Annotated in this window: 17 protein-coding genes; 6 read left to right on the forward strand and 11 right to left on the reverse strand. The window is 51.0% G+C overall.

Annotated features, from left to right (window positions below):
• Nucleotide 1: 1 nt before the first annotated feature.
• Nucleotides 2-1,642 (forward strand): pyridoxal-dependent aspartate 1-decarboxylase PanP, encoded by a 1,641-nt coding sequence (panP, locus tag HXZ99_RS09400; RefSeq protein ID WP_407928514.1) that lies wholly within the window; start codon nucleotides 2-4, stop codon nucleotides 1,640-1,642.
• Between the two features lie 40 nt (nucleotides 1,643-1,682).
• Here panP and panC read toward each other — a convergent pair whose 3' ends face one another.
• The 7 genes from panC to sfsA form a co-directional block, all read right to left on the reverse strand.
• Nucleotides 1,683-2,540, reverse strand: coding sequence for a pantoate--beta-alanine ligase (panC, locus tag HXZ99_RS09405; RefSeq protein ID WP_194757048.1), 858 nt, complete (start codon nucleotides 2,538-2,540; stop codon nucleotides 1,683-1,685).
• Nucleotides 2,541-2,549: 9 nt separating this feature from the next.
• Nucleotides 2,550-3,344, reverse strand: coding sequence for a 3-methyl-2-oxobutanoate hydroxymethyltransferase (gene panB, locus HXZ99_RS09410; protein WP_194757049.1), 795 nt, complete (start codon nucleotides 3,342-3,344; stop codon nucleotides 2,550-2,552).
• A gap of 25 nt (nucleotides 3,345-3,369) precedes the next feature.
• Nucleotides 3,370-3,870 carry a 2-amino-4-hydroxy-6-hydroxymethyldihydropteridine diphosphokinase gene (gene folK / locus HXZ99_RS09415; RefSeq protein WP_194757050.1) on the reverse strand — a complete coding sequence of 167 codons (501 nt, stop codon included), beginning with the start codon at nucleotides 3,868-3,870 and terminating at the stop codon, nucleotides 3,370-3,372.
• Nucleotides 3,863-5,176, reverse strand: coding sequence for a polynucleotide adenylyltransferase PcnB (pcnB, locus tag HXZ99_RS09420; protein ID WP_194757158.1), 1,314 nt, complete (start codon nucleotides 5,174-5,176; stop codon nucleotides 3,863-3,865). Before pcnB ends, folK begins: the two co-directional genes overlap by 8 nt.
• Before the next feature lie 186 nt (nucleotides 5,177-5,362).
• Nucleotides 5,363-6,271 carry a tRNA glutamyl-Q(34) synthetase GluQRS gene (gene gluQRS / locus HXZ99_RS09425; protein ID WP_194757051.1) on the reverse strand — a complete coding sequence of 303 codons (909 nt, stop codon included), beginning with the start codon at nucleotides 6,269-6,271 and terminating at the stop codon, nucleotides 5,363-5,365.
• Between the two features lie 6 nt (nucleotides 6,272-6,277).
• A complete protein-coding gene (gene dksA / locus HXZ99_RS09430; RefSeq protein WP_194757052.1) occupies nucleotides 6,278-6,733 on the reverse strand; it encodes an RNA polymerase-binding protein DksA in 456 nt (151 codons plus the stop codon).
• Between the two features lie 121 nt (nucleotides 6,734-6,854).
• Nucleotides 6,855-7,565 (reverse strand): DNA/RNA nuclease SfsA, encoded by a 711-nt coding sequence (gene sfsA, locus HXZ99_RS09435; protein WP_194757053.1) that lies wholly within the window; start codon nucleotides 7,563-7,565, stop codon nucleotides 6,855-6,857.
• Nucleotides 7,566-7,665: 100 nt separating this feature from the next.
• On the opposite strand from sfsA, the gene pepB reads away from it, so the two are divergent.
• The 3 genes from pepB (at nucleotide 7,666) to mrcB (ending at nucleotide 13,853) form a co-directional block, all read left to right on the forward strand.
• Nucleotides 7,666-8,958 carry an aminopeptidase PepB gene (gene pepB, locus HXZ99_RS09440; protein ID WP_194757054.1) on the forward strand — a complete coding sequence of 431 codons (1,293 nt, stop codon included), beginning with the start codon at nucleotides 7,666-7,668 and terminating at the stop codon, nucleotides 8,956-8,958.
• 99 nt (nucleotides 8,959-9,057) lie between these two features.
• The gene (hrpB, locus tag HXZ99_RS09445; protein ID WP_194757055.1) at nucleotides 9,058-11,559 is read left to right on the forward strand and encodes an ATP-dependent helicase HrpB; all 2,502 of its coding nucleotides are present in this window, start codon (nucleotides 9,058-9,060) and stop codon (nucleotides 11,557-11,559) included.
• Nucleotides 11,559-13,853, forward strand: a complete 2,295-nt coding sequence (gene mrcB, locus HXZ99_RS09450) for a penicillin-binding protein 1B (RefSeq protein ID WP_194757056.1) — start codon at nucleotides 11,559-11,561, stop codon at nucleotides 13,851-13,853. The genes hrpB and mrcB overlap by 1 nt, the downstream gene beginning before the upstream one ends.
• 24 nt (nucleotides 13,854-13,877) lie before the next feature.
• Here mrcB and HXZ99_RS09455 read toward each other — a convergent pair whose 3' ends face one another.
• From HXZ99_RS09455 to HXZ99_RS09470, 4 genes are all read right to left on the reverse strand, one after another.
• Nucleotides 13,878-15,572 carry an NAD-dependent malic enzyme gene (locus HXZ99_RS09455; protein ID WP_194757057.1) on the reverse strand — a complete coding sequence of 565 codons (1,695 nt, stop codon included), beginning with the start codon at nucleotides 15,570-15,572 and terminating at the stop codon, nucleotides 13,878-13,880.
• 141 nt (nucleotides 15,573-15,713) lie between these two features.
• On the reverse strand, nucleotides 15,714-16,997 hold the full coding sequence (gene hemL / locus HXZ99_RS09460) for a glutamate-1-semialdehyde 2,1-aminomutase (protein WP_194757058.1): 1,284 nt from the start codon (nucleotides 16,995-16,997) through the stop codon (nucleotides 15,714-15,716).
• 13 nt (nucleotides 16,998-17,010) lie between these two features.
• Nucleotides 17,011-18,027, reverse strand: coding sequence for an aspartate carbamoyltransferase (locus HXZ99_RS09465; protein ID WP_228517885.1), 1,017 nt, complete (start codon nucleotides 18,025-18,027; stop codon nucleotides 17,011-17,013).
• 115 nt (nucleotides 18,028-18,142) lie between these two features.
• The gene (locus HXZ99_RS09470) at nucleotides 18,143-18,580 is read right to left on the reverse strand and encodes a CopD family protein (RefSeq protein ID WP_194757059.1); all 438 of its coding nucleotides are present in this window, start codon (nucleotides 18,578-18,580) and stop codon (nucleotides 18,143-18,145) included.
• A gap of 138 nt (nucleotides 18,581-18,718) precedes the next feature.
• On the opposite strand from HXZ99_RS09470, the gene HXZ99_RS09475 reads away from it, so the two are divergent.
• On the forward strand, nucleotides 18,719-19,426 hold the full coding sequence (locus HXZ99_RS09475; RefSeq protein ID WP_194757060.1) for a DUF6776 family protein: 708 nt from the start codon (nucleotides 18,719-18,721) through the stop codon (nucleotides 19,424-19,426).
• A gap of 75 nt (nucleotides 19,427-19,501) precedes the next feature.
• Nucleotides 19,502-19,849 (forward strand): iron-sulfur cluster insertion protein ErpA, encoded by a 348-nt coding sequence (gene erpA / locus HXZ99_RS09480; protein WP_194757061.1) that lies wholly within the window; start codon nucleotides 19,502-19,504, stop codon nucleotides 19,847-19,849.
• Nucleotide 19,850: the final 1 nt, after the last annotated feature.

The raw sequence follows: 19,850 nt of genomic DNA on the forward strand, positions 1-19,850 counted from the left end.
CGTGGGGCCCAAAGTTTCAGCACAAGTCAGCATGGAATCGTTGTTTCGGATCTTCACTGTACCCGAGGCACCGGATTCGACGTTGGGGCGCATTGAAAAACACCTGTCAGAGAATCTTGAAGATTTTCTGTCGTCTCATATTGTTGCGCAAGAACGCCCTCTTTACGAAATTGAGCAGGACTTCGCCCTCAGCGAAATCCCTGAGCAACCTGAATTTGTATCGGATCATACCGAGAAACTACTGCACACGCTGGTTGCGCAGTCGGTACATACCGCATCGCCCCGATTTATTGGTCACATGACCTCAGCACTCCCTTATTTCTTGTTGCCCCTCGCCAAATTGATGGTTGGTTTAAACCAGAACTTGGTGAAAATTGAGACTTCCAAGGCGTTTACACCCCTCGAGCGACAAGTACTGGGGATGATGCATCATCTTGTGTATGGCGAGAATGACGCCTTCTATCAGCGCTGGATGCATAACGCAGACCATTCTCTTGGTGCATTTTGCTCTGGCGGAACCGTTGCCAACATCAGTGCGCTTTGGGTTGCACGAAATAATTTGCTGGCGCCCTCAGATACGTTTGCTGGCGTGGCCGCAGAAGGGCTACCAGCAGGATTGAGCTACTACGGCTATAGCCGATTGGTGGTGTTAGTATCAGAGCGCGGTCATTACTCATTGAGCAAAGCCGCTGATGTATTAGGAATTGGGCGTAAGAATATAGTCGCAGTTCCCACCGACGAGAATAACCGCATTCAGATTGAGGCATTGCGAACCATAGCTGAGGATGTCACACAATCCGGTGGTCGCGTAATGGCGATTGTGGGGATTGCTGGCACCACGGAAACCGGTCATATCGACCCCCTCGATGAAATGGCAAGCATTGCTGAAGCCTATGAAGCCCACTTTCACGTTGATGCCGCTTGGGGCGGCGCGACGCTTATGTCTGACGCGCATCGCGCACTACTCAGAGGCATTGAACGCGCCGACAGTGTCACTATTGATGCGCACAAGCAGATGTATGTGCCAATGGGCGCGGGAATGGTGCTTTTTAAAGATCCGGCGTTAGTGAATGCCATTGAACATCACGCAGAGTACGTGATTCGTCGTGGCTCAAAGGATTTAGGTAGCCATACCATGGAAGGCTCACGACCGGGGATGGCGATGTTAGTTTACTCAGCACTGCATGTGATGGGGCGTCGAGGCTATGCGCTTCTCATCGACACCAGCATTGAGAAAGCTAAATTCTTTGCGGACTTAATTGATCAGCAAGCGGATTTTGAAGTCGTTACCCAGCCAGAGTTGTGCTTGCTGACCTATCGTTACATTCCTGCATCGTTGAAACGGCGGTTACAGGTAGCGACGCCGGAGCAAATTGCTCAGATTACGCCAAGCTTAAATGTGCTGACGAAATACATCCAGAAGGTCCAGCGCGAGAATGGCCGCTCATTCGTGTCTCGAACAAAATTGACGCCGTCTCAGTATCACCGGGAACCTACGCTAGTGTTTCGCAGTGTGCTCGCTAACCCGCTCACCACAGAAGCTATGCTAAAAGATATTATCGAAGAGCAACGAGAAATTGCTGAGAGTGCCCCAGGATTACTGCAACGGGTGATGGATGCAGCAACGGAAGCGGGTTTATAGAGCCTGAAAATCCCTATCAGCTTTGTCGGCACGCCTGCTCCTAACCTGTAGGCGTGCGATTCACTTCCCAGTTATCAATCAAACGCGTTGTCCCCAGGTATGCGGCAACAAGAATCACCAGCTGGTGATCGTCTGCGGTTGGCAATTGCAGGTCAGAGCGTCGACGAATACTTAGATAATCTGGCTTAAATCCGGCTTCGGTAAGCGATGCTTGACCACGATGTTCTAGCTCAATGGGATCCTCGCCTGCTTGCAACTGCTGCTCCATCCACCGCAACAATTGGTAAATCTGAGCCGCTTGTGTTCGTTCTTCGGCATTTAAATAGCCGTTGCGAGAACTCAGGGCAAGGCCGTCACTGGCCCGTTCCGTTTCGACACCGTGAATCATCACAGGAAGTGACAAATCTTGTGTCATTAAGCGTATCACCATCAGTTGTTGATAGTCTTTCTTGCCAAAAACCGCATGCTCAGGCTGTACCATATTGAACAGCTTGCACACGATAGTGGCGACCCCGCGAAAATGCCCTGGGCGTGAAGTACCACAGAGAATATCGCCGATACCGGGCACTTCCACATAAGTTTGCTGTGCTAATCCCTTGGGGTAAATGGTATCTGCCGTGGGGGTGAAAACTAAGTCAACGCCGCGAGCTTCAAGCGCTTTGCAGTCGGCGGCCATGGTGCGCGGGTACTTATCGAGATCTTCATTGGCGGAAAACTGCATGGGATTCACGAAGATACTCACCACAACCCGATCCGCCACAGAGCGGGCATGATCCACTAACCGGAGATGACCTTCGTGCAGGTTGCCCATGGTCGGTACAAAAGCGACGCTTTCGCCAGCGCGAGCCCATTGTGTTCTTACCTGCCGAAGTTCTGCTAACTGCTCAATTTTTTGCATCGTGTTTATTTATTCAAAAGTATGTTCAGGCCCAGGGAAAGTGCCAGCTTTTACATCAGTCACATAGGCTTTGATGGCGGCTTCAAGACTATCCTGGCCGGCCAAAAAGTTTTTCGTAAACTTAGGTAGGTAATCCGCATTAAGCCCCAGCATATCGTGCATCACAAGAATCTGACCGTCGGTATCAGGACCTGCACCTATGCCGATAACAGGGATCGTTAGCGCCTCCGACACGCGTTTACCAAGTGCAGCTGGAATGCACTCAACAACCAGTAGCAAGGCGCCTGCCTGCTCTAACGCTTGCGCGCTGGCGATGAGTCGATCGGCAGCATCGGTTTCGCGCCCTTGAATCTTGTAGCCGCCCAGAACATTCACCGATTGTGGCAATAAGCCTAAATGGGCACACACCGGAATTCCCTGGCGTGTTAACGCTTCTACCGTGGGCGTTAACCATTCGTCGCCCTCGAGCTTCACCATATTGGCGCCAGCGCGCATCAGCTCTGCTGCATGCTCGCACGCACTATAGGGATCGGGGTAGGTCATAAACGGCATATCGGCGATAACAAAAGCGTTTGCCGCTCCGGCGCGTACACACCGGGTATGGTAAGCCACATCATCGGTGGTCACAGGAAGCGTAGAATCGTGTCCTTGTAAAACCATGCCAAGGGAATCCCCCACTAGCATGATATCCACACCACAGGCAGCAATCAGCTTGGAAAAAGTCGCATCGTACGCGGTTAAGGCGGTAATCTTCTCACCTTTTTGCTTCTTCTTAATGAGTCCGGCTGTTCGAATACGGCTCATGATGTGCTCCCGTTAGCTTGTATACTTATGGATGGTCGCTTGGCGCCGGCGCTATCCGGTGAAGTCCGTTGTGAGAAATAGACTGTGCCAGAGACTTTACTGAGTTTCCCGAAGGTAAATCAAGGTCTGGCGCTATTTCAGCAAGCGGCACGAGAACAAACTCCCGCTGCTCGATACCCATATGGGGAATTTGCAATCGCTCTGTATTAACAGTTTGGTCGCCATACAAGAGTATATCAATATCCAATGTCCGTGCACCCCAACGACGGCCCCGCACGCGACCGAAATCGGCCTCGATGCGTTGCAGTGTATCAAGCAATGGAATGGGAGCAAGCTCGGTAAAGAAACCAACGACCGCATTGACGTAGTCGGGCTGATCTTGCGGCCCCATAGGCTTGCTTGCATATAGGGATGAACATGACAGCTGGCTGACAAAATCGGCTTGGCGTAACTCATCCATTACATCCAGCAGGGTCTGTTTTGGATTACCTAAGTTAGCGCCTAAACCCAGATAAACCCTAATCATCCGTCTTCTTTCGCCGTGGCCGGCGACCTCGGCGAGGTCCTGTGCGTTTGCGTGGGCCCGTATGGGTACTGGCTTCAGGGACCGGGTTTTTCTTTTGATATTGCGTCCAAAAATCGCCTAACTCTTGCAGCTCTGAGTTACCTTCCACTTTCGCACGGAGCAGCAAGAAATCATATGCAGCTCGGAATTTCGGATGCGACAGTAGACGTATCGCTCGACGCGGATGAGTTTGGCGCAAACGCAGTTGCAACATCCAAATGTCGCGCATCGGCAAACTAAAACGTTTGGGTATCGAGATGCTGCGCGATTGCCGTCCAACCACATCTGCGGCAGAAATGGCAAAGGCATCAAACTCGGCTAGGCCGCCTTCAGCCATGATTTCTTCTGCATGCGCCTGCATTGGGTACCACAACAGGGCGGCAAACAGATAGGCCGGATTTACGCCTTTTTCTGAGCGCAGACGTGCATCGGTGTCGGCAAATACTTGCTGCACCATTTTATATTCAACGCTGGTCGATTGCTTCAATGCGGAACGCAGAAGCGGGAACATGCGCGTGAACAGACCATAGTGATGCAGTTGCTCGAAATTGGCTTCGGCACGTTCATTTAAGAATAACTTCAGAAACTCTTCAAATAATCGCGCGGGAGGAATGTGATCGAGCAATGATGCCAGCGGGTGTATGGGCGCTGCGGTATGTTCCTCGATACGCAAACCCAGTTTGGTTGCAAAGCGCACGGCACGCAGCATACGTACTGGATCTTCACGGTAGCGTTGCTCTGGATCCCCTATCAGCCGTAACAGCCCTTGCTCTAAGTCGGCGATGCCATTGGCGAAATCGTAAATGGCAAAATCAGCGATGGAGTAGTAGAGGGCGTTCACGGTGAAGTCACGACGCTCCGCATCTTCCTCGATAGTTCCGTACACGTTGTCGCGTAGCAGCAAACCATGATCGCTTTGCTTGGAAACGTTTTCTTTGCCTTTTTCTTGGCTGGCGGGCTGCTCATCTTCTTCGTCAGGATGATGGCCGCGGAAGGTGGCCACTTCAATGATATCGCGACCATAAACGATATGAGCGAGTCGGAAACGTCGACCGATTAAACGGCAATTGCGAAATAACGCTTTGATCTGCTCAGGACTTGCATTGGTGGCGACATCGAAATCTTTGGGTGTGACACCTAACAATAAGTCGCGCACACAGCCGCCCACTAAGTAGGCCTCAAAGCCTGCTTTGTGCAAACGATAAAGAACTTTGAGCGCGTTTTCAGGTATATCCTGACGCGAAATTGGATGCTCAGAGCGCGGAATGACAATAGGCTTTGCTAAAGTTCGCCCCTGGGCGTCTGCCGACTTTTTCGGCAGTACTTTTTTCGCGAACGTGGCTAATCGCTTGATAATTGCCAGACTCCTTCTGCATGCAGGCGGTGATCAAATAGGCGCCAATTTTAACCTAGTTTTCATCAAGTCGCTACGGATGATTGTGAGACACCTGAATCACTTACAGAAGTTTCGCTGCCACACCGCGACCGCATGGGTAAGCAAATCATCAACCGTATCATAGTGGGTTGCAGCAATATCATTGAGACCCAAGCTGCGACATGCTCGCACGAGGTTATTCAGCGCTTCGTGGTTGGCAAGTGCCGGTGCATGATTTTGCTTACTCAGTTTTTGCCCATGACCATCCAGTACTAGGGGCAAGTGGGCTAATTCTGGAAGGGCTACGGAGGTATTTCCAAGCGAATTTAACTGCTGCCAGAGGGTTAGTTGCCAGCCACTGGCCAGTAACAAATCTTCACCCCGCACAATATGCGTAATAGCGGCATCGCGGTCGTCGGCAACAACAGCCAATTGATAAGCCCACAGCTGATCGCGCCGGCGCAGGATAAAGTCTTCATGGGCGACATCATGATCTAATGGCACTGAACCATGGAAGCGGTCTTGTAACCTGGTAATGGGGTGGAGATTACGAAAACGAAGGGCGAGATCCCGAGAACTCTGAAGAACTTCAGCTTGGCGTTCACGGCAATAACCATCATAGTGCTCACCGCGTTGTTTAATTTCTGCGCGGGTGCACTGGCAGTAGTAAATAAGGTTTTCTAAACGTAATTGGTCGACAACCGCGTGGTAGCGCTCGTGATTGCGACTTTGCCAACTTACCTGCCCATTCCAGTGTAAGCCATGTGCGTCGAGCTGCGCGAGTATGGTGTCTGCTGCGCCGGCAACTTCGCGGGGTGGATCAATGTCTTCAATGCGAACAAACCAAAGCCCTTGATGGGCTTTGGCATCAAGATAGCTGCCAAGGGCAGCAACCAATGAGCCAGCATGGAGAGGGCCTGAAGGGCTAGGCGCAAAGCGCCCACGATAGCCCCGTGGCTTGATTGTGTCAGCAGAAGGCTGATGCATAGTGCATCAGGAACCTTTCATTTGCTTCTCACGAATCTCAGCAAGACTTTTACAATCGATGCAGAGATCGGCAGTAGGACGCGCTTCTAAGCGACGAATACCAATTTCTATGCCGCACGAATCGCAGTATCCGAAATCGTCACGCTCGATAGACTCGAGGGTTTTCTCAATCTTCTTAATCAGCTTGCGCTCGCGATCACGTGTGCGTAATTCGATTGCAAACTCTTCCTCTTGTGCAGCCCGGTCAACTGGGTCGGCATAGTTGGAAGCTTCTTCTTTTAAATGCCCTACGGTTCGGTCAACCTCTTCACGTAGTTGCGCGCGCCAGGCTTCGAGAATACGTTTGAAATGGGCGCGCTGGCGCTCATTCATGTATTCTTCGCCTTCCTTTTCTTGATAAGGCGCGAGTTCTGCTAGCGCCAAAACACCATGCGCTTTTCTTTCCTTGGTCGCATCAGTCATATCGTTTTTCCTCCGAGAGGCGAATTACCCTTCCCATAAAAAAAGAGGGTATGTATATCAGAATAAAATTTCCTGCGCAATTTGTGCACCCGGCGCTTTATATGGGCGATCGAGGTAGGAATCAAGTGTTTTTCTTTAAGTTTGTGCGAGGATTGACAATTTCCTCGGGCGAAAGCTCGAAAAACAGCTCGATAATCTCAACTCCCGCCGCACGCGCTTGTTCGTAAAGTGCGCCGTACTGGCTGTCGATATGTACCGCCGGAAGCACATTTTGGATCTGTGAATGTAGTACAGAGTACACTAAAACGGCGCGATCACCTTGTGCTTTTACATTGATAAGCTCTCGCAGATGCTTTTGGCCGCGGGTTGAAACGGCATCTGGAAAGTATCCTTGCCCCTGTTCCAACAGGGTAACCGACTTTACTTCAACGTAGGCATCGGGGCGGCCTTCTTGGTCTTGGCTCAATAAAAAATCAATGCGAGAGCCCTCACCGTACTTCACTTCTGAACGAACTTGTTGATAACCGGTAAGTTGAGGAATCTGGCCCTGACGCAAGGCCGCACCCACCAAGGTATTGGCGCGCCCTGTGTTGACACAGATCATCGCGCCCGAGGCAAGCTCGGTTAACTCCCAGGTGTGGGGATATTTACGCTTCGGATTTTCAGATGTGCTATACCAGACAATACTGCCGGGTTCGGCGCAACCTGTCATTGCACCGGTGTTCGGACAATGGATGGTGATCAGTTCTCCCTCGCTAGTTTCAATATCAGCAAGGAAACGTTTGTATCTTCGGTGTAGAATACCCCGGTGTAGGGGAGGCTGAAATTGCATCCTTACTCGCTTTCCCGTTACAGTAATTAAAAGTAACTGCTATTCGAATGTGGTGATTGCAGTTAAAAATCGCCCACCAACATACGTAAAGAGGAATATCATGTCCAGTGCAGTCAAGGTATACCTAACCGACCAACGTGCGCCTTCTTCTTATAAGGGCACGACTCGGCATTATTGGAACGATGGCGCCATGTACATTGTGGTGCAAAATGATGAGGCGGCAACGTTGCGCGCTATTCAGCAAGCGGGCCGTAAACTCGACCAATTGGGTGTGAGCGTGATTGAGCCGGCGGCGGACGATTGGTCGCGTGACCGCCAATGGGCGCTTTCCCAAGGCTTTACCGATACGATGAACACCAACACGGTTCAATTCGTGGGCAGCGACAAAGAAACCTTGGAGATTCTAGCGGATGCGTTTCGCTGGAGCCGTGAACTGATTAACCTGCCGTCGTCAGAAATTTATCCTGAATCTTTGTGTGATCGGGTTGCTGAAAAGCTTAAGAAAGCTGGTGGTGATGCTGTGTCATGGCAGGTTGTGGCCGGTGATGAACTGATCAAAGATGGCCGCATGGGCATTCATACGGTCGGACGTGCTAGTGCAAAAGCACCAGCGCTATTGGAACTTGATTACAACCCAACTGGCGATGAAAATGCGCCCGTATCCTATGCCCTTATCGGCAAAGGCATAACCTTTGATACCGGCGGCTATAGCATTAAAACCAACGAAGGTATGGTGGCAATGAAGTGTGATATGGGTGGTGCCGCTACTGTTGCAGGTGCGCTACTTGTGGCCATTCGTCAGGGCTTAAAGCAACGGGTGAAGTTATTGTTGTGCTGCGCTGAGAACATGATTGATGGCACAGCATACAAAAACGGCGACATTATCACCTATAAAGATGGACAGCGGGTTGAGATTGTAAACACGGATGCCGAAGGGCGTTTAGTATTGGCCGATGGCCTCATTCGCGCAGGCGAGTTAGGTGCGAAGAAAATCATTGATGCCGCCACCCTTACGGGCGCTGCTCAGGTCGCTGTAGGCACCGAATACAATGCGCTATTTAGTGTCGATGAAGAGGCTGCAAAGGCTGCGCTGCAATCGGCTGCGGATGAGTCAGAGCCACTTTGGCGTCTGCCGCTAGCGGCTTTCCATAAAGACAATTGTCCTTCAGCATTTGCTGACACCGCGAATAGTCGTCCGATTAAAGGTGGCGGTGCCGGCGGTGCAAGTAACGCGGCAGGATTTTTGTTGCGATTCGCGCCAAACGGCGGTGCCGGTTGGACCCATTTCGATTTAGCAGCAGCGTATCAAACTCAAGCGAATGCCTTGTGGCCAGCAGGAGCGACTGGAATTGGTATTCGCTCTATCGCTCGCATGATGTTGGCAAACCGTTAAGACCTCAATTTGCAGTGGCCTTGTGCCACTGCAAAGGACAGGTAAAAAAGCAGCTGGTGCAGTGCCGACCAGCTGCTTTTTTGTGGCATTATAGGCACTATGAATCTGCCAACACTTCCTGTTATTGAATTATTGCCTCGGGTGCAACAAGCGCTGCCGAGCCGTATTGTTGTGCTGCAAGCACCTCCAGGGGCGGGGAAGTCGACGGCACTTCCGCTTAGCCTATTGCAATCTGGGCAGTTTGATGGGCAAATTATTCTGGTTCAACCGCGACGTGTGGCGGCCTTGAATATTGCTCGTTATTTGGCAGCACTTTGCAACGAAGCGATAGGCGAAAGTGTCGGTTACTGGGTGCGTCAAGAACGCAAAGCCAGCCAACAGACTCGGTTGTTGGTGGTGACCGATGGTATGTTCACGCAAATGATACAGCGCGATCCCATGCTCAATGGGGTTGCCCTTGTTATTTTTGACGAGTTTCATGAGCGCAACTTGCAGTGCGATCTCGGTCTTGCGTTTGCTTTAGAAACCAAAGAGCTGCGTGAGGAACTCGGCATTATGGTGATGTCTGCTACTATCCCAGCGGACGCACTGGCAAATTGGTTGCAAACCACGGGGCAACAGACTGAAGTGCTACAGAGTGATGGGCGCAGTCACTCCGTTGAATTGCTATTTCGACCGCCTCGGCAGCGTGATCGCTGGCTGGATGCTATGGGTCCAGTGATCCAAGAGGCAAGTAATACCGCAGAGCATGGCATTCTTGTTTTTCTGCCAGGAGTACGCGAAATTCAACGAGTTCGGGAGCAACTTAAACTCGATGCCGGTTGGCAGGTAATGGAACTACACGGACGATTACCGCTATCTGAGCAACAGCGCGTGCTCACCCCCATTGATTCCCCTACGCAGCGCAAGCTGGTGTTGGCAACGAACTTGGCGGAAACCAGTGTAACTATCCCTGATATTGATGTGGTGGTTGATAGTGGCCGGGAGCGTCAGGCACGGTATGTGGAAAAATACCTACAGGTGCAGTTAGTTACCCGAATGATTTCAACCGCATCAGCGGAGCAGCGGGCAGGCAGGGCAGGACGCGTACGCGCTGGGCGCTGCTATCGGTTATGGAGTGAAAGTCAGCAACAAGGATTCGCGAAATTTTCAGAGCCTGCATTAGCGACAGAAAATCTCGCACCAGCCATGCTTGAAGCAGCAGCATGGGGGTCGTCGTTGTTGCACTTATCTTGGTTTACGGAGCCGCCAAAAGGCTCCATGCTGCGTGCAATGCAGCAACTCGCACGATTAGGGCTGATTCAGCCTGGCGTAGAACCGAACGTGATAGGCGAGAAGGTTCCGGTTATGACCGCCAAAGGACGTGCGGTGCAGCAGCTAGGCACAGACCTTCATGTCGCCTGTATGTTGCAGTACGCAGCGGATACTGGCAACGCTGAGCGAATCAGTCATGCTGCTTTATTGGCAGCCCACTTAGATGAACAAGAATGGCGCCGAAGCGATGAACTAGTGCTGGGATTAACGGAAGTTCTGGCGCAGAGTAAACATTACCCGCGTACCCATAAGCGCTATCGCTATTGGTGTAAGCGCTTTGCCGTGCCGCGGCTAGAGTCGGTGAACCCCGAGAGTATGATTGAGTTAGGCCTGATGCTCGAGCCCTATTGGCTTGCGAAACGGCGCCAAGACTCAGAGAGCTATCAGTTGGCCACCGGCGTAGCGGCAAAGGTGGCGCCTGAATTTATGCTGCGGTCAGAATGGTTGTTGGTCACCGCGATGACCCTGAGCGAAGGGCAAAGTGACGGGATTATTCGACAAGCAATGGCAGTGCCGAAGCAGGTTTTGCTTGCCCATGCGGATAAGCTTACAAGTAAGGTCACCCATTGGTTTTGGAGTGGTCCTCAAGGGCGTTTACGAAGCCAAGAGCAAGAGCGCATAGGTGCCATCGTTGTATCGCAAAAAGACGGAGAGCAGCCGCCTTCTGCAGACGAGTTTACGCAAGCGCTATTGTCAGCGATGGCTTCGGACCCTGGTGCGGCCATGTTCGAACGTGAGCCTGTTGCGCAATTTTTACGACGGGTACAGCTTGCCGCCAGTCACCTCGAAACGGATCCCGATGCCTGGCAACCTCAGTGTCTCTTGGATACTTTGGAACAGTGGGCATCACTCTATCTCAATGATTGCCGCACCTTAGCGCAGGCGCGGCAGTGGAACCCGTTGGCCGCATTGCAAGCTCATTTAGGCTATCAAAAAATGCAGCAATTACAGGCGTTGCTTCCGCAACTTTGGCAAGCGCCTAGTGGTCTGACTCACCGGATTGTCTATGACGAACATGGGGCGGCCGTGGTGCGATTGAAATTACAAGAAGTGTTTGGAGAGCCGGAAACCCCGCGTATACTTGGGGCATCCTTACCCATCACATTTGAACTATTATCGCCGGCAGGCAGACCATTACAGCGGACCCAAGATCTCGCGTCATTTTGGCAAGATGGCTATCCATTGGTACGCAAAGAGATGCGTGGGCGGTATCCGAAACACCCGTGGCCGGAGAATCCGATCGAAGCTATTGCTAGTCATAAAACCAAGCGAGCACTGGAGCAATAATGCGTTTAGGTAGGTATTTAAAGTTTCTATTAAAGCTCGCACTCGTTGGTGCTGCACTGCTGTTTTTCTACGTGATCTATTTGGATACGGTGGTTACCAAACGCTTTACCGACGCGCGCTATGAAGCCCCCGCGTTATTGTACAGTCGTGCCCTCGAACTTCGCCCTAACTATGGCATCGGGCGTGAGGAAGTGGTGCGTGAATTACGCGCGTTAGACTATCGTGAAACCCGCTACGCGCGAAATCCAGGGGAGTTTCAACAACAAGGGACGCAATTGCTGCTGTTCCGGCGCGCGTTCGACTTCCCTGATCGCTACGAGCATGGGCAGCGAGTACGTTTAACCTTTGATCAGCAGGGTATGTTAACGGCGCTTGTGGCATGGCCAGGGCAGCAGCCCATTGAGTCGATACGTCTGGAACCTCAGCTGATTGGACGTTTTGCATCAGACAACAATGAAGACCGCTTGCTGGTAGGGCTTGAGCAAGTCCCCGTACTTATGCAGCAAACATTGCTATTGGTGGAAGATCGAGAGTTCTATCATCACTATGGCGTGCGCCCCAGCTCAATTTTACGCGCGGCAGTGGCCAATGTGCGTGCCGGACGCACGGTTCAAGGGGGGAGCACCATCACCCAACAATTGGTTAAGAATATGTTCTTAACCATGGATCAAAACCTGGTCCGGAAAATCAATGAAGCCATTATGGCATTGAGCTTGGATTATCGGTTTAGCAAAGATGAAATCCTCGAAGCCTACTTTAATGAAGTTTTTTTCGGTCAGGATCGCGGGCATGCCATTCATGGCGTCGGCCTCGGAAGTCAGTTCTATTTTGGCAAAGCGCCAGAAGATCTAAACCCAGCAGAAATTGCGCAACTGGTGGGCATGATTCGCGGGCCCAGTTTGTATAACCCCCATCGCAACCCAGAGCGGGCACAAGATCGACGGGATTTTGTACTGCGGCTTATGTATAGCCATGATCTCATCAGCCAAACCCAGTTTTTGGCAGCGCTTGAGGCGCCTGTCGTGACGCGCCAAAACTATCGTTTGGTTGCTCATAGTCGTCCCGATTATGTGGATCTTGTGCAGCAAGAACTGCGCCGATTAATACCCGGCCGCGCATGGCAAGAAACCGGTCTGCGGGTGTTTACTTATTTCGATCCCTATTTGCAGGCGCAAGCCGAGCATGGCATGACCATGCGCATGCAAGAATTCCCAGATCAACAGATTCAAACCGCTGTGGTCATCTCTGATTATCGCGATGGCACGATTCGGGCCTTAATTGGCGGCCGGACACCGGTGAACGCTGGCTTTAATCGGGCGTTTCAAGCGCGTCGGCAAATTGGTTCCTTGCTGAAACCTTTTGTCTACGCGGTCGCGCTCGAAGATTCCGATCAATACTCCCTTGCCAGCATCTTATTTGATGAGCCGCTAAGCATGCGTAATGAACGTGGTCAGGCGTGGGAGCCGAAGAACTTCGACGATGAGTTTTTAGGACCGGTATCACTTTTGAGTAGTTGGGCGGAGTCACGCAATATTCCAGCCATTCAGGTGGGTATGGCGATCGAGCCGACGCGATTGCGTGATCATTTGTATTCCTTGGGTATGACCGGGTCGATTCATGCGTACCCATCATTGGCTCTGGGTACTATCGAGCTATCCCCGCTGCAGGTCACCCATTTGTATTCATATATCGCCAACCGCGGCGAAGCCTACGCACCGACCACCATTGCGGGTATCACTACGCACCGCGGTGATCAGCTATATGTGCGCAATACACCGGCGGTCAGCGGATTTAGTGAAGAGGTTGCGTATCTGGCACGGTATGCGAGCCATCGTGTCGTACAAGACGGCACAGGGCGGGGTATGCAGCGAGTCTTGGGGGCAAGCGCGAGTGGAATCGGTGGCAAAACCGGTTCTACCAATGATTTGCGCGACAGTTGGTTTGTGTCGTTTGACGAACGTTATGTGATGACCACGTGGATGGGTCGCGATGACAACCAACCGATTGGACTTACAGGAAGCCGTGGTGCGATGCTCACGGCCGCACATATCTGGCAAGAAGCGGGAATCGTGCCGCTCGATCTAAGCATGCCTGAGGGCGTAGATATGGGGCACTGGAATCGCTTTAGTGGTGCTTTGGTTGCACCCAATTGTGACGATACTATTCGCCTTCCGGGAATCCGGGTGAGCCAACAACAGCCTGCGTCCTGTGCAGAGACGACATTGGATAAAGATTCAGATCAGGAAGAAGACAAGCGCCGCCCTTGGTGGCGACGCGTGTTTGGTAGTTCCTAAAGCGTCGTGTATTGGCGGTAGTGATTAGATGGATACGCGCTTGTACTCACGATATGCCGGTTTCCAGAAATGACCATCAATACGCTGAGCCAGCACATCATCAGTAATTTCTAACGCATGGCCTTGTTCTTGGGCTACTTTGCCCACCGCAAAAGCAATTTTCTTGCTCAGGGTCGATATCTCGGTAATCGCAGGCAGCAGATGTTCACTGTCGCCGTTGGCGAGAGGTGAATACTGGGCAAGGGTGCGACTGGCGGTAATCAGCATTTCCTCTGTAATTCGGCTCGCTTTTACTGCAAGTACACCTAAGCCAATACCAGGGAAGATATAACTGTTATTGCACTGGGCAATGGGGTAGGTTTTGCCCTGATATTGCACGGCGCTAAAAGGCGAGCCCGTGGCAACGATGGCTTTGCCATTGGTCCAGCGAATGACATCAATAGGTGCCGCTTCTACCCGCTTTGATGGATTTGAAAGCGGAAAAATAATGGGCTCAGGTGTGTACTGTTGCATGGCGTGAACCACTTGCTCGGTAAACAATCCAGGCTGCCCGGATACACCAATCAATACTGTGGGCTGGGCGCAGTGCATTACATCGAGCAGCGATGGATAATCACCACTGAACGTCCAATTGCTGATGAGTGATGCAGGCTGCGTCAGCGCCTCTTGGAAATCTCGTAACGCAGGCATTCCCTCGCTAAGCAATCCGAAACGGTCGACCATAAATATACGGGCTTTCGCTTGGTCGCGGGTGAGCCCCTCAGTACACATGTGCGAGATAATATGCTCGGCAATGCCGCAACCGGCAGAACCGGCACCGACAAATACAATGCGTTGCTCGGAAAGCTTCTGGCCCTTTGTTTTACACGCCGCTAACAGAGTACCTGCGGTCACCGCTGCGGTGCCTTGAATATCATCATTAAAGCAGCAGATTTCATCTTGATAGCGTTTGAGAATAGGCATGGCAGTGTGCTGCGCGAAATCTTCAAACTGAATCATGGCATTGGGCCAGCGTCGCTTCACCGATTGAATAAAGGTATCGATAAAATCATCGTACTCTTGTCCGGTGATGCGCTTATGGCGAGCGCCCATGTACATAGGATCATTTAAAAGCTTTTCGTTGTTGGTGCCAACATCAAGCATCACAGGTAGCGTGTACGCTGGACTAATACCACCACAGGCCGTGTACAGGGAGAGTTTTCCAATGGGAATGCCCATGCCCCCAATGCCCTGATCGCCGAGTCCTAAGATACGCTCACCATCAGTGACCACAATCACCTTCACATTGCGTTTGGTCGCGTTGCGCAGAATGTCGTCCATTTGATCGCGTTCAGCATAAGAAAGGAACAAGCCGCGTGAACTGCGATAGATATCTGAGAATTTCTCACAGGCATCCCCCACCGTGGGGGTGTAAATAATCGGCATCATCTCTTCGAGGTGATCCGAGACAAGCCGATGAAACATGGTTTCGTTGTTATCTTGAATAGCCCGTAAATAAATATGTTTGTTCAACGTGGTATCAAAGCTTTGATACTGCATGTAGGCGCGGGAGACTTGTTCTTCAATGGTTTCGTAACGTGGCGGTAATAAGCCCGTTAAATTGAACATAATGCGCTCTTCACGAGTAAACGCACTGCCTTTGTTCAACAATGGGGTTTCAAGCAGGGAAGGTCCCGCATGAGGGATATACAGTGGGGCTTTTGTTCGCACACTACTCATAGACACTCCGTCGGTCAGTACTACTACTTTTCTGCTGGCGCTCACGCGACGCAAATAAGAACACAACAAACATCAGTCGAAATTAATCACCAGTGGATTGCTCCACTGGTGTTTCGGGGGTCGTACAGTGTAGCGCAAAGTTTAGAGAAGATTAAATGCGTGTTCCGCAACCTGTAAGGTTTCTTCGATATCAGTTTCAGAGTGGGCCAACGACATAAAACCAGCCTCATAGGCGCTCGGTGCTAGGTACACGCCACGCTTTAACATCTCATGATAGAACTTACGGAAATGCTCCATATTGCAATGTGTCGCTTGCTCGTAGGTGGACACCTTTGCCGCTTCGCTGAAGAAAAAGCCAAACATCCCGCCTGCTTGTGCGGTGGTAAAGGGAATGCCTTTTCGATTGGCAAGCTCTTGTAAACCCGATGTAAGTTCGGTGACGCGTGATTCTAACTGCATGTAAATTGACGGTGAATTCAGCAAATTAAGCGCTGCTAAACCTGCGGCCATGGCCACTGGGTTTCCAGAGAGTGTTCCTGCCTGATATACCGGCCCTGTTGGCGCGATATAATCCATGATTTCACGTTTTCCACCAAAAGCACCCACGGGCATACCGCCACCGATCACTTTTCCAAGGCAGGTCAGATCGGGCTTAATATTGTAGAACTCTTGTGCACCGCCCCGTGCTACCCGAAAGCCGGTCATGACTTCGTCAAAGATAAGCACACTGCCATATTCATCGCAGATGGCACGTAGCCCCTCGAGAAATCCTGGTTCAGGCAAGATTAAGTTCATATTGCCAGCCACTGGCTCTACGATAATACAGGCAATTTGATCGCCGAGATCGGCAAACACTTGTTTTACTTCATCAAGGTTATTAAAGCTTACGGTTAGCGTGTGTTTGGCAAAGTCTTCAGGAATACCTGGAGAATTAGGGACGCCTAAGGTTAAAGCCCCAGAACCCGCTTTCACCAACAGTGAGTCTGCGTGACCGTGATAACAGCCCTCGAACTTCAGGATTTTGTCGCGTTTGGTGTAGCCGCGCGCCAAACGAATGGCACTCATGGTGGCTTCGGTACCCGAATTGACCATGCGTACTTTTTCGATGGAGGGCACCATGGCGATTACTTTCTCAGCCATGGTAATTTCGGCGGCGGTGGGGGTACCAAAGCTCAAGCCACGCTCCGCGGCTTCAATCGCTGCATCACGAATTTCCGGGTGGTTGTGACCCAGAATCATGGGGCCCCACGAACCGATATAATCAATATAGCGATTGCCGTCTACGTCGAACAAATAAGCGCCTTGAGCGCGCTCAATAAAAATTGGATGACCACCCACGCCTTTAAATGCACGAACTGGGGAGTTAACGCCACCGGGAATAGAACGTTGGGCGCTTTCAAATAATTGCTCGGAACGGGTAGACATAATTACAACCTCATTAAATATTTGCTTTGTCACTGTACCAAATCACGTCGGTATCATATCGACTCACTAGGTGCTCTACACCCAACGTCAGGGCAAATAAAGCCATCCGAATAAGCACGCCATTATCCGCTTGGCGGAAGATGGCTAGATTCGGGTGCTGATTCAAGTCGTTATCAAGTTCATTCGCCTCAGCGCGCGAATCGCGCGGAAGTGGATGCATAATGACTGTGTTTGGTTTGTAGTGCCGGGTATAAATCTCACTATTGAGTCGAAAACGTCCGCGATATTGCGCGGCTTCTTCCTGACTGGCGAAGCGTTCTTGTTGAATCCGGGTTTGATAGACAATATCTGCATCAACCGAACCGCTCAAATTATCGACCCGCCGAACTTGGTGTCCCGCGTTCTCTAAAAGAGCAACGATTTCATCGGGCATGGCTAATTCGGGTGGGGAGATAAAGGTTAAACGCACATTCTTAAATGCACATAGAAGCTTCGACAATGAATGTACGGTACGGCCGTATTTGAGATCACCGATCATGCATAAATGCATACCATCAATGGTACGACCGTGATGTTGGAGCTCTTTTTCAATGGTGTAGAGATCAAGGAGTGCTTGCGTGGGGTGCTCATTAGCGCCATCACCGCCGTTGATCACAGGCACGCGACTGCCCTCGGCAAACTCGGACACGCTGCCCGCTTTTGGGTGGCGCATGGTAATAATATCACTGTAGCTCGAAAGCACGCGTGCCGTATCGTAAAGTGATTCGCCTTTAGCGAGGGCAGAACTCTCCATCCCCGTGGTTTCGCGCACTTCCCCACCTAGCAAGTTAAAGGCAGTGCCAAAACTTACCCGAGTGCGGGTTGAGGGTTCGAAAAATAGATTGCCAAGAATGGCGCCATCGAGAACGCGAGTGCGCTTGCGTCGATGCGCATAAGGTTCCATTAAATCCGCAATGCGAAACACATGCTCTATGGCGTCGCGATCGAATTGAGCAACCGAGAGAATATTTGCGCCAGTAAACTTCATCATGGGGATGTTTCCAACGTGATCGACTGTTGGGAGAGCATGATAACAGAACTCCCAACGCCACAGAATATAAGGTTATTAAATATGCGCGCTTTTCTGATTGCTTCTATACCCTGCATCATGGCTGTAAAACGGCCAAGAGAACAATCGCGAACAGCAATATAACCGGGGCTTCGTTAAATACACGATACCATTTCCCAGAGCGCCGATTGCGATTGTTTTTGAAGTCGGCAAGGAGTACAAAACAATAAGCGTGGTAGAGCACTAGGAGAAGCACAAGCACCAATTTCATGTGTAGCCAGCCGCTCATCCGAAACCAATCGGCCCCATATATCCAAATAATTCCAAAACCAAAGATAATGGTGAGGATAGCAAAGGGTGTTACAAAGTATAAAAGCCGTCGCTCCATGATTTTAAACTGCTCATGAACTGCCGGCTCACTGGATTCTGCATGATAGACAAAAATTCGTGGCAAATAGAAAATGCCAGCAAACCACGCCACCATAAACGCAATATGCAGCGCTTTTAGCCATTGCAGAACGAGAAATTCATTCATGCTTTTACCTTTCGTAAGATTCATGAGAATGGGTGAATAAATTCATGACACAGTAGCAGGGAATCACCCGTAAAATTCAGTTAAACTATACCCCATTCGAACCGTAAGTATGAAGTGAAGTTCATCAAGGGAGCCAGCATGTCTGAACAACCAGATTCACCAAGGTTGTACCAATTCATCCGCTACGCGGCAATTGCTGTCGTGTTTGCGCTACTTGGCTATTTTGCGGGAAATGCTCGGTTGCACCATTTAGAACAAAGCACGCGACTGCAAGAGACGCAACGGGCAAGCCTGCATCAGCGCGTCGAGCGTCTGGAGTATCGCAACAATATTCTGCAAGTGGAGCTTGATGTGGAGCGCGCTGCAACGCGCGCGTTACAGCAAGAATTGCGCGGTGCAATTGATGAGAACGCGCAAATTCGCCGGGATCTTGCTTTCTACCAGCGCGTGATGGCCCCAGAATTGGATGCGGATGGCGTGTCCATCGATTCGTTTCAGGTGTCCCAATTAGGTAATGATGGTCGCTATTACTTCCGCGTCATTTTATTGCAGCTTGAGCGTATTGAGCAGCTCATGTCCGGAAATATCCGTATTACGGTGCGTGGTCAGTACAACGGTGAGCGGCAAGAATGGAGTATTCTGGAATTAGCCGGGTACGATGCTGAGCACCCTTTTGCAATGAACTACTTTACCCTTACCGAGGGAAGCTTCACGTTTCCTGATGGCTTTACGCCTGACACGGTGCACGTGCATGTGCGGGTTCGTGGCGGAAGGCAAACGGAGCGTTATTTCCCTTGGAGTGACTTAGTTGAGGGTAGTGAGCTAGAACTCGCGCCACAGAGTTGATTGTATACCCTGCATCAGCGACAATAGCGGCATTAGCCGAGCACGGTTATTAGCAAGAATAAGTGAGAGTCTGGAATGAGTGCAGTAGAGCAGGCGATGCCGATTGAATTTAGTGAATCCGCTGCCAAGCGCGTGCGTGATCTGATTACCGAAGAAGAAAACTCAGAGCTTAAGCTTCGGGTATTTGTCACCGGTGGCGGATGCTCAGGGTTTCAGTACGGATTTACCTTCGATGAAAAAGTAAATCCAGATGATATGAAAATTGAAAAAAGTGGCGTTACGCTCGTCGTCGACCCCATGAGTTTGCAATATTTAATGGGTGGTGTGGTGGATTATGAAGAAGGGCTGCAGGGCGCGCGCTTTTTCGTGAACAATCCAAATGCGACGACTACCTGTGGCTGTGGCGCATCGTTTTCCGTATAAC

Source organism: Aliidiomarina indica, assembly GCF_015354615.1.
Lineage (GTDB): Bacteria > Pseudomonadota > Gammaproteobacteria > Enterobacterales > Alteromonadaceae > Aliidiomarina > Aliidiomarina indica.

Excerpts from the sequence above, each read along its gene's own strand:
- panC (WP_194757048.1), bottom strand. The coding sequence starts at position 2,540 with ATGCAAAAAATTGAGCAGTTAGCAGAACTTCGGCAGGTAAGAACACAA.
- panB (WP_194757049.1), bottom strand. The coding sequence starts at position 3,344 with ATGAGCCGTATTCGAACAGCCGGACTCATTAAGAAGAAGCAAAAAGGT.
- folK (WP_194757050.1), bottom strand. The coding sequence starts at position 3,870 with ATGATTAGGGTTTATCTGGGTTTAGGCGCTAACTTAGGTAATCCAAAA.
- gluQRS (WP_194757051.1), bottom strand. The coding sequence starts at position 6,271 with ATGCATCAGCCTTCTGCTGACACAATCAAGCCACGGGGCTATCGTGGG.
- dksA (WP_194757052.1), bottom strand. The coding sequence starts at position 6,733 with ATGACTGATGCGACCAAGGAAAGAAAAGCGCATGGTGTTTTGGCGCTA.
- sfsA (WP_194757053.1), bottom strand. The coding sequence starts at position 7,565 with ATGCAATTTCAGCCTCCCCTACACCGGGGTATTCTACACCGAAGATAC.
- pepB (WP_194757054.1), top strand. The coding sequence starts at position 7,666 with ATGTCCAGTGCAGTCAAGGTATACCTAACCGACCAACGTGCGCCTTCT.
- hrpB (WP_194757055.1), top strand. The coding sequence starts at position 9,058 with ATGAATCTGCCAACACTTCCTGTTATTGAATTATTGCCTCGGGTGCAA.
- mrcB (WP_194757056.1), top strand. The coding sequence starts at position 11,559 with ATGCGTTTAGGTAGGTATTTAAAGTTTCTATTAAAGCTCGCACTCGTT.
- HXZ99_RS09455 (WP_194757057.1), bottom strand. The coding sequence starts at position 15,572 with ATGAGTAGTGTGCGAACAAAAGCCCCACTGTATATCCCTCATGCGGGA.
- hemL (WP_194757058.1), bottom strand. The coding sequence starts at position 16,997 with ATGTCTACCCGTTCCGAGCAATTATTTGAAAGCGCCCAACGTTCTATT.
- HXZ99_RS09465 (WP_228517885.1), bottom strand. The coding sequence starts at position 18,027 with ATGATGAAGTTTACTGGCGCAAATATTCTCTCGGTTGCTCAATTCGAT.
- HXZ99_RS09470 (WP_194757059.1), bottom strand. The coding sequence starts at position 18,580 with ATGAATGAATTTCTCGTTCTGCAATGGCTAAAAGCGCTGCATATTGCG.
- HXZ99_RS09475 (WP_194757060.1), top strand. The coding sequence starts at position 18,719 with ATGTCTGAACAACCAGATTCACCAAGGTTGTACCAATTCATCCGCTAC.
- erpA (WP_194757061.1), top strand. The coding sequence starts at position 19,502 with ATGAGTGCAGTAGAGCAGGCGATGCCGATTGAATTTAGTGAATCCGCT.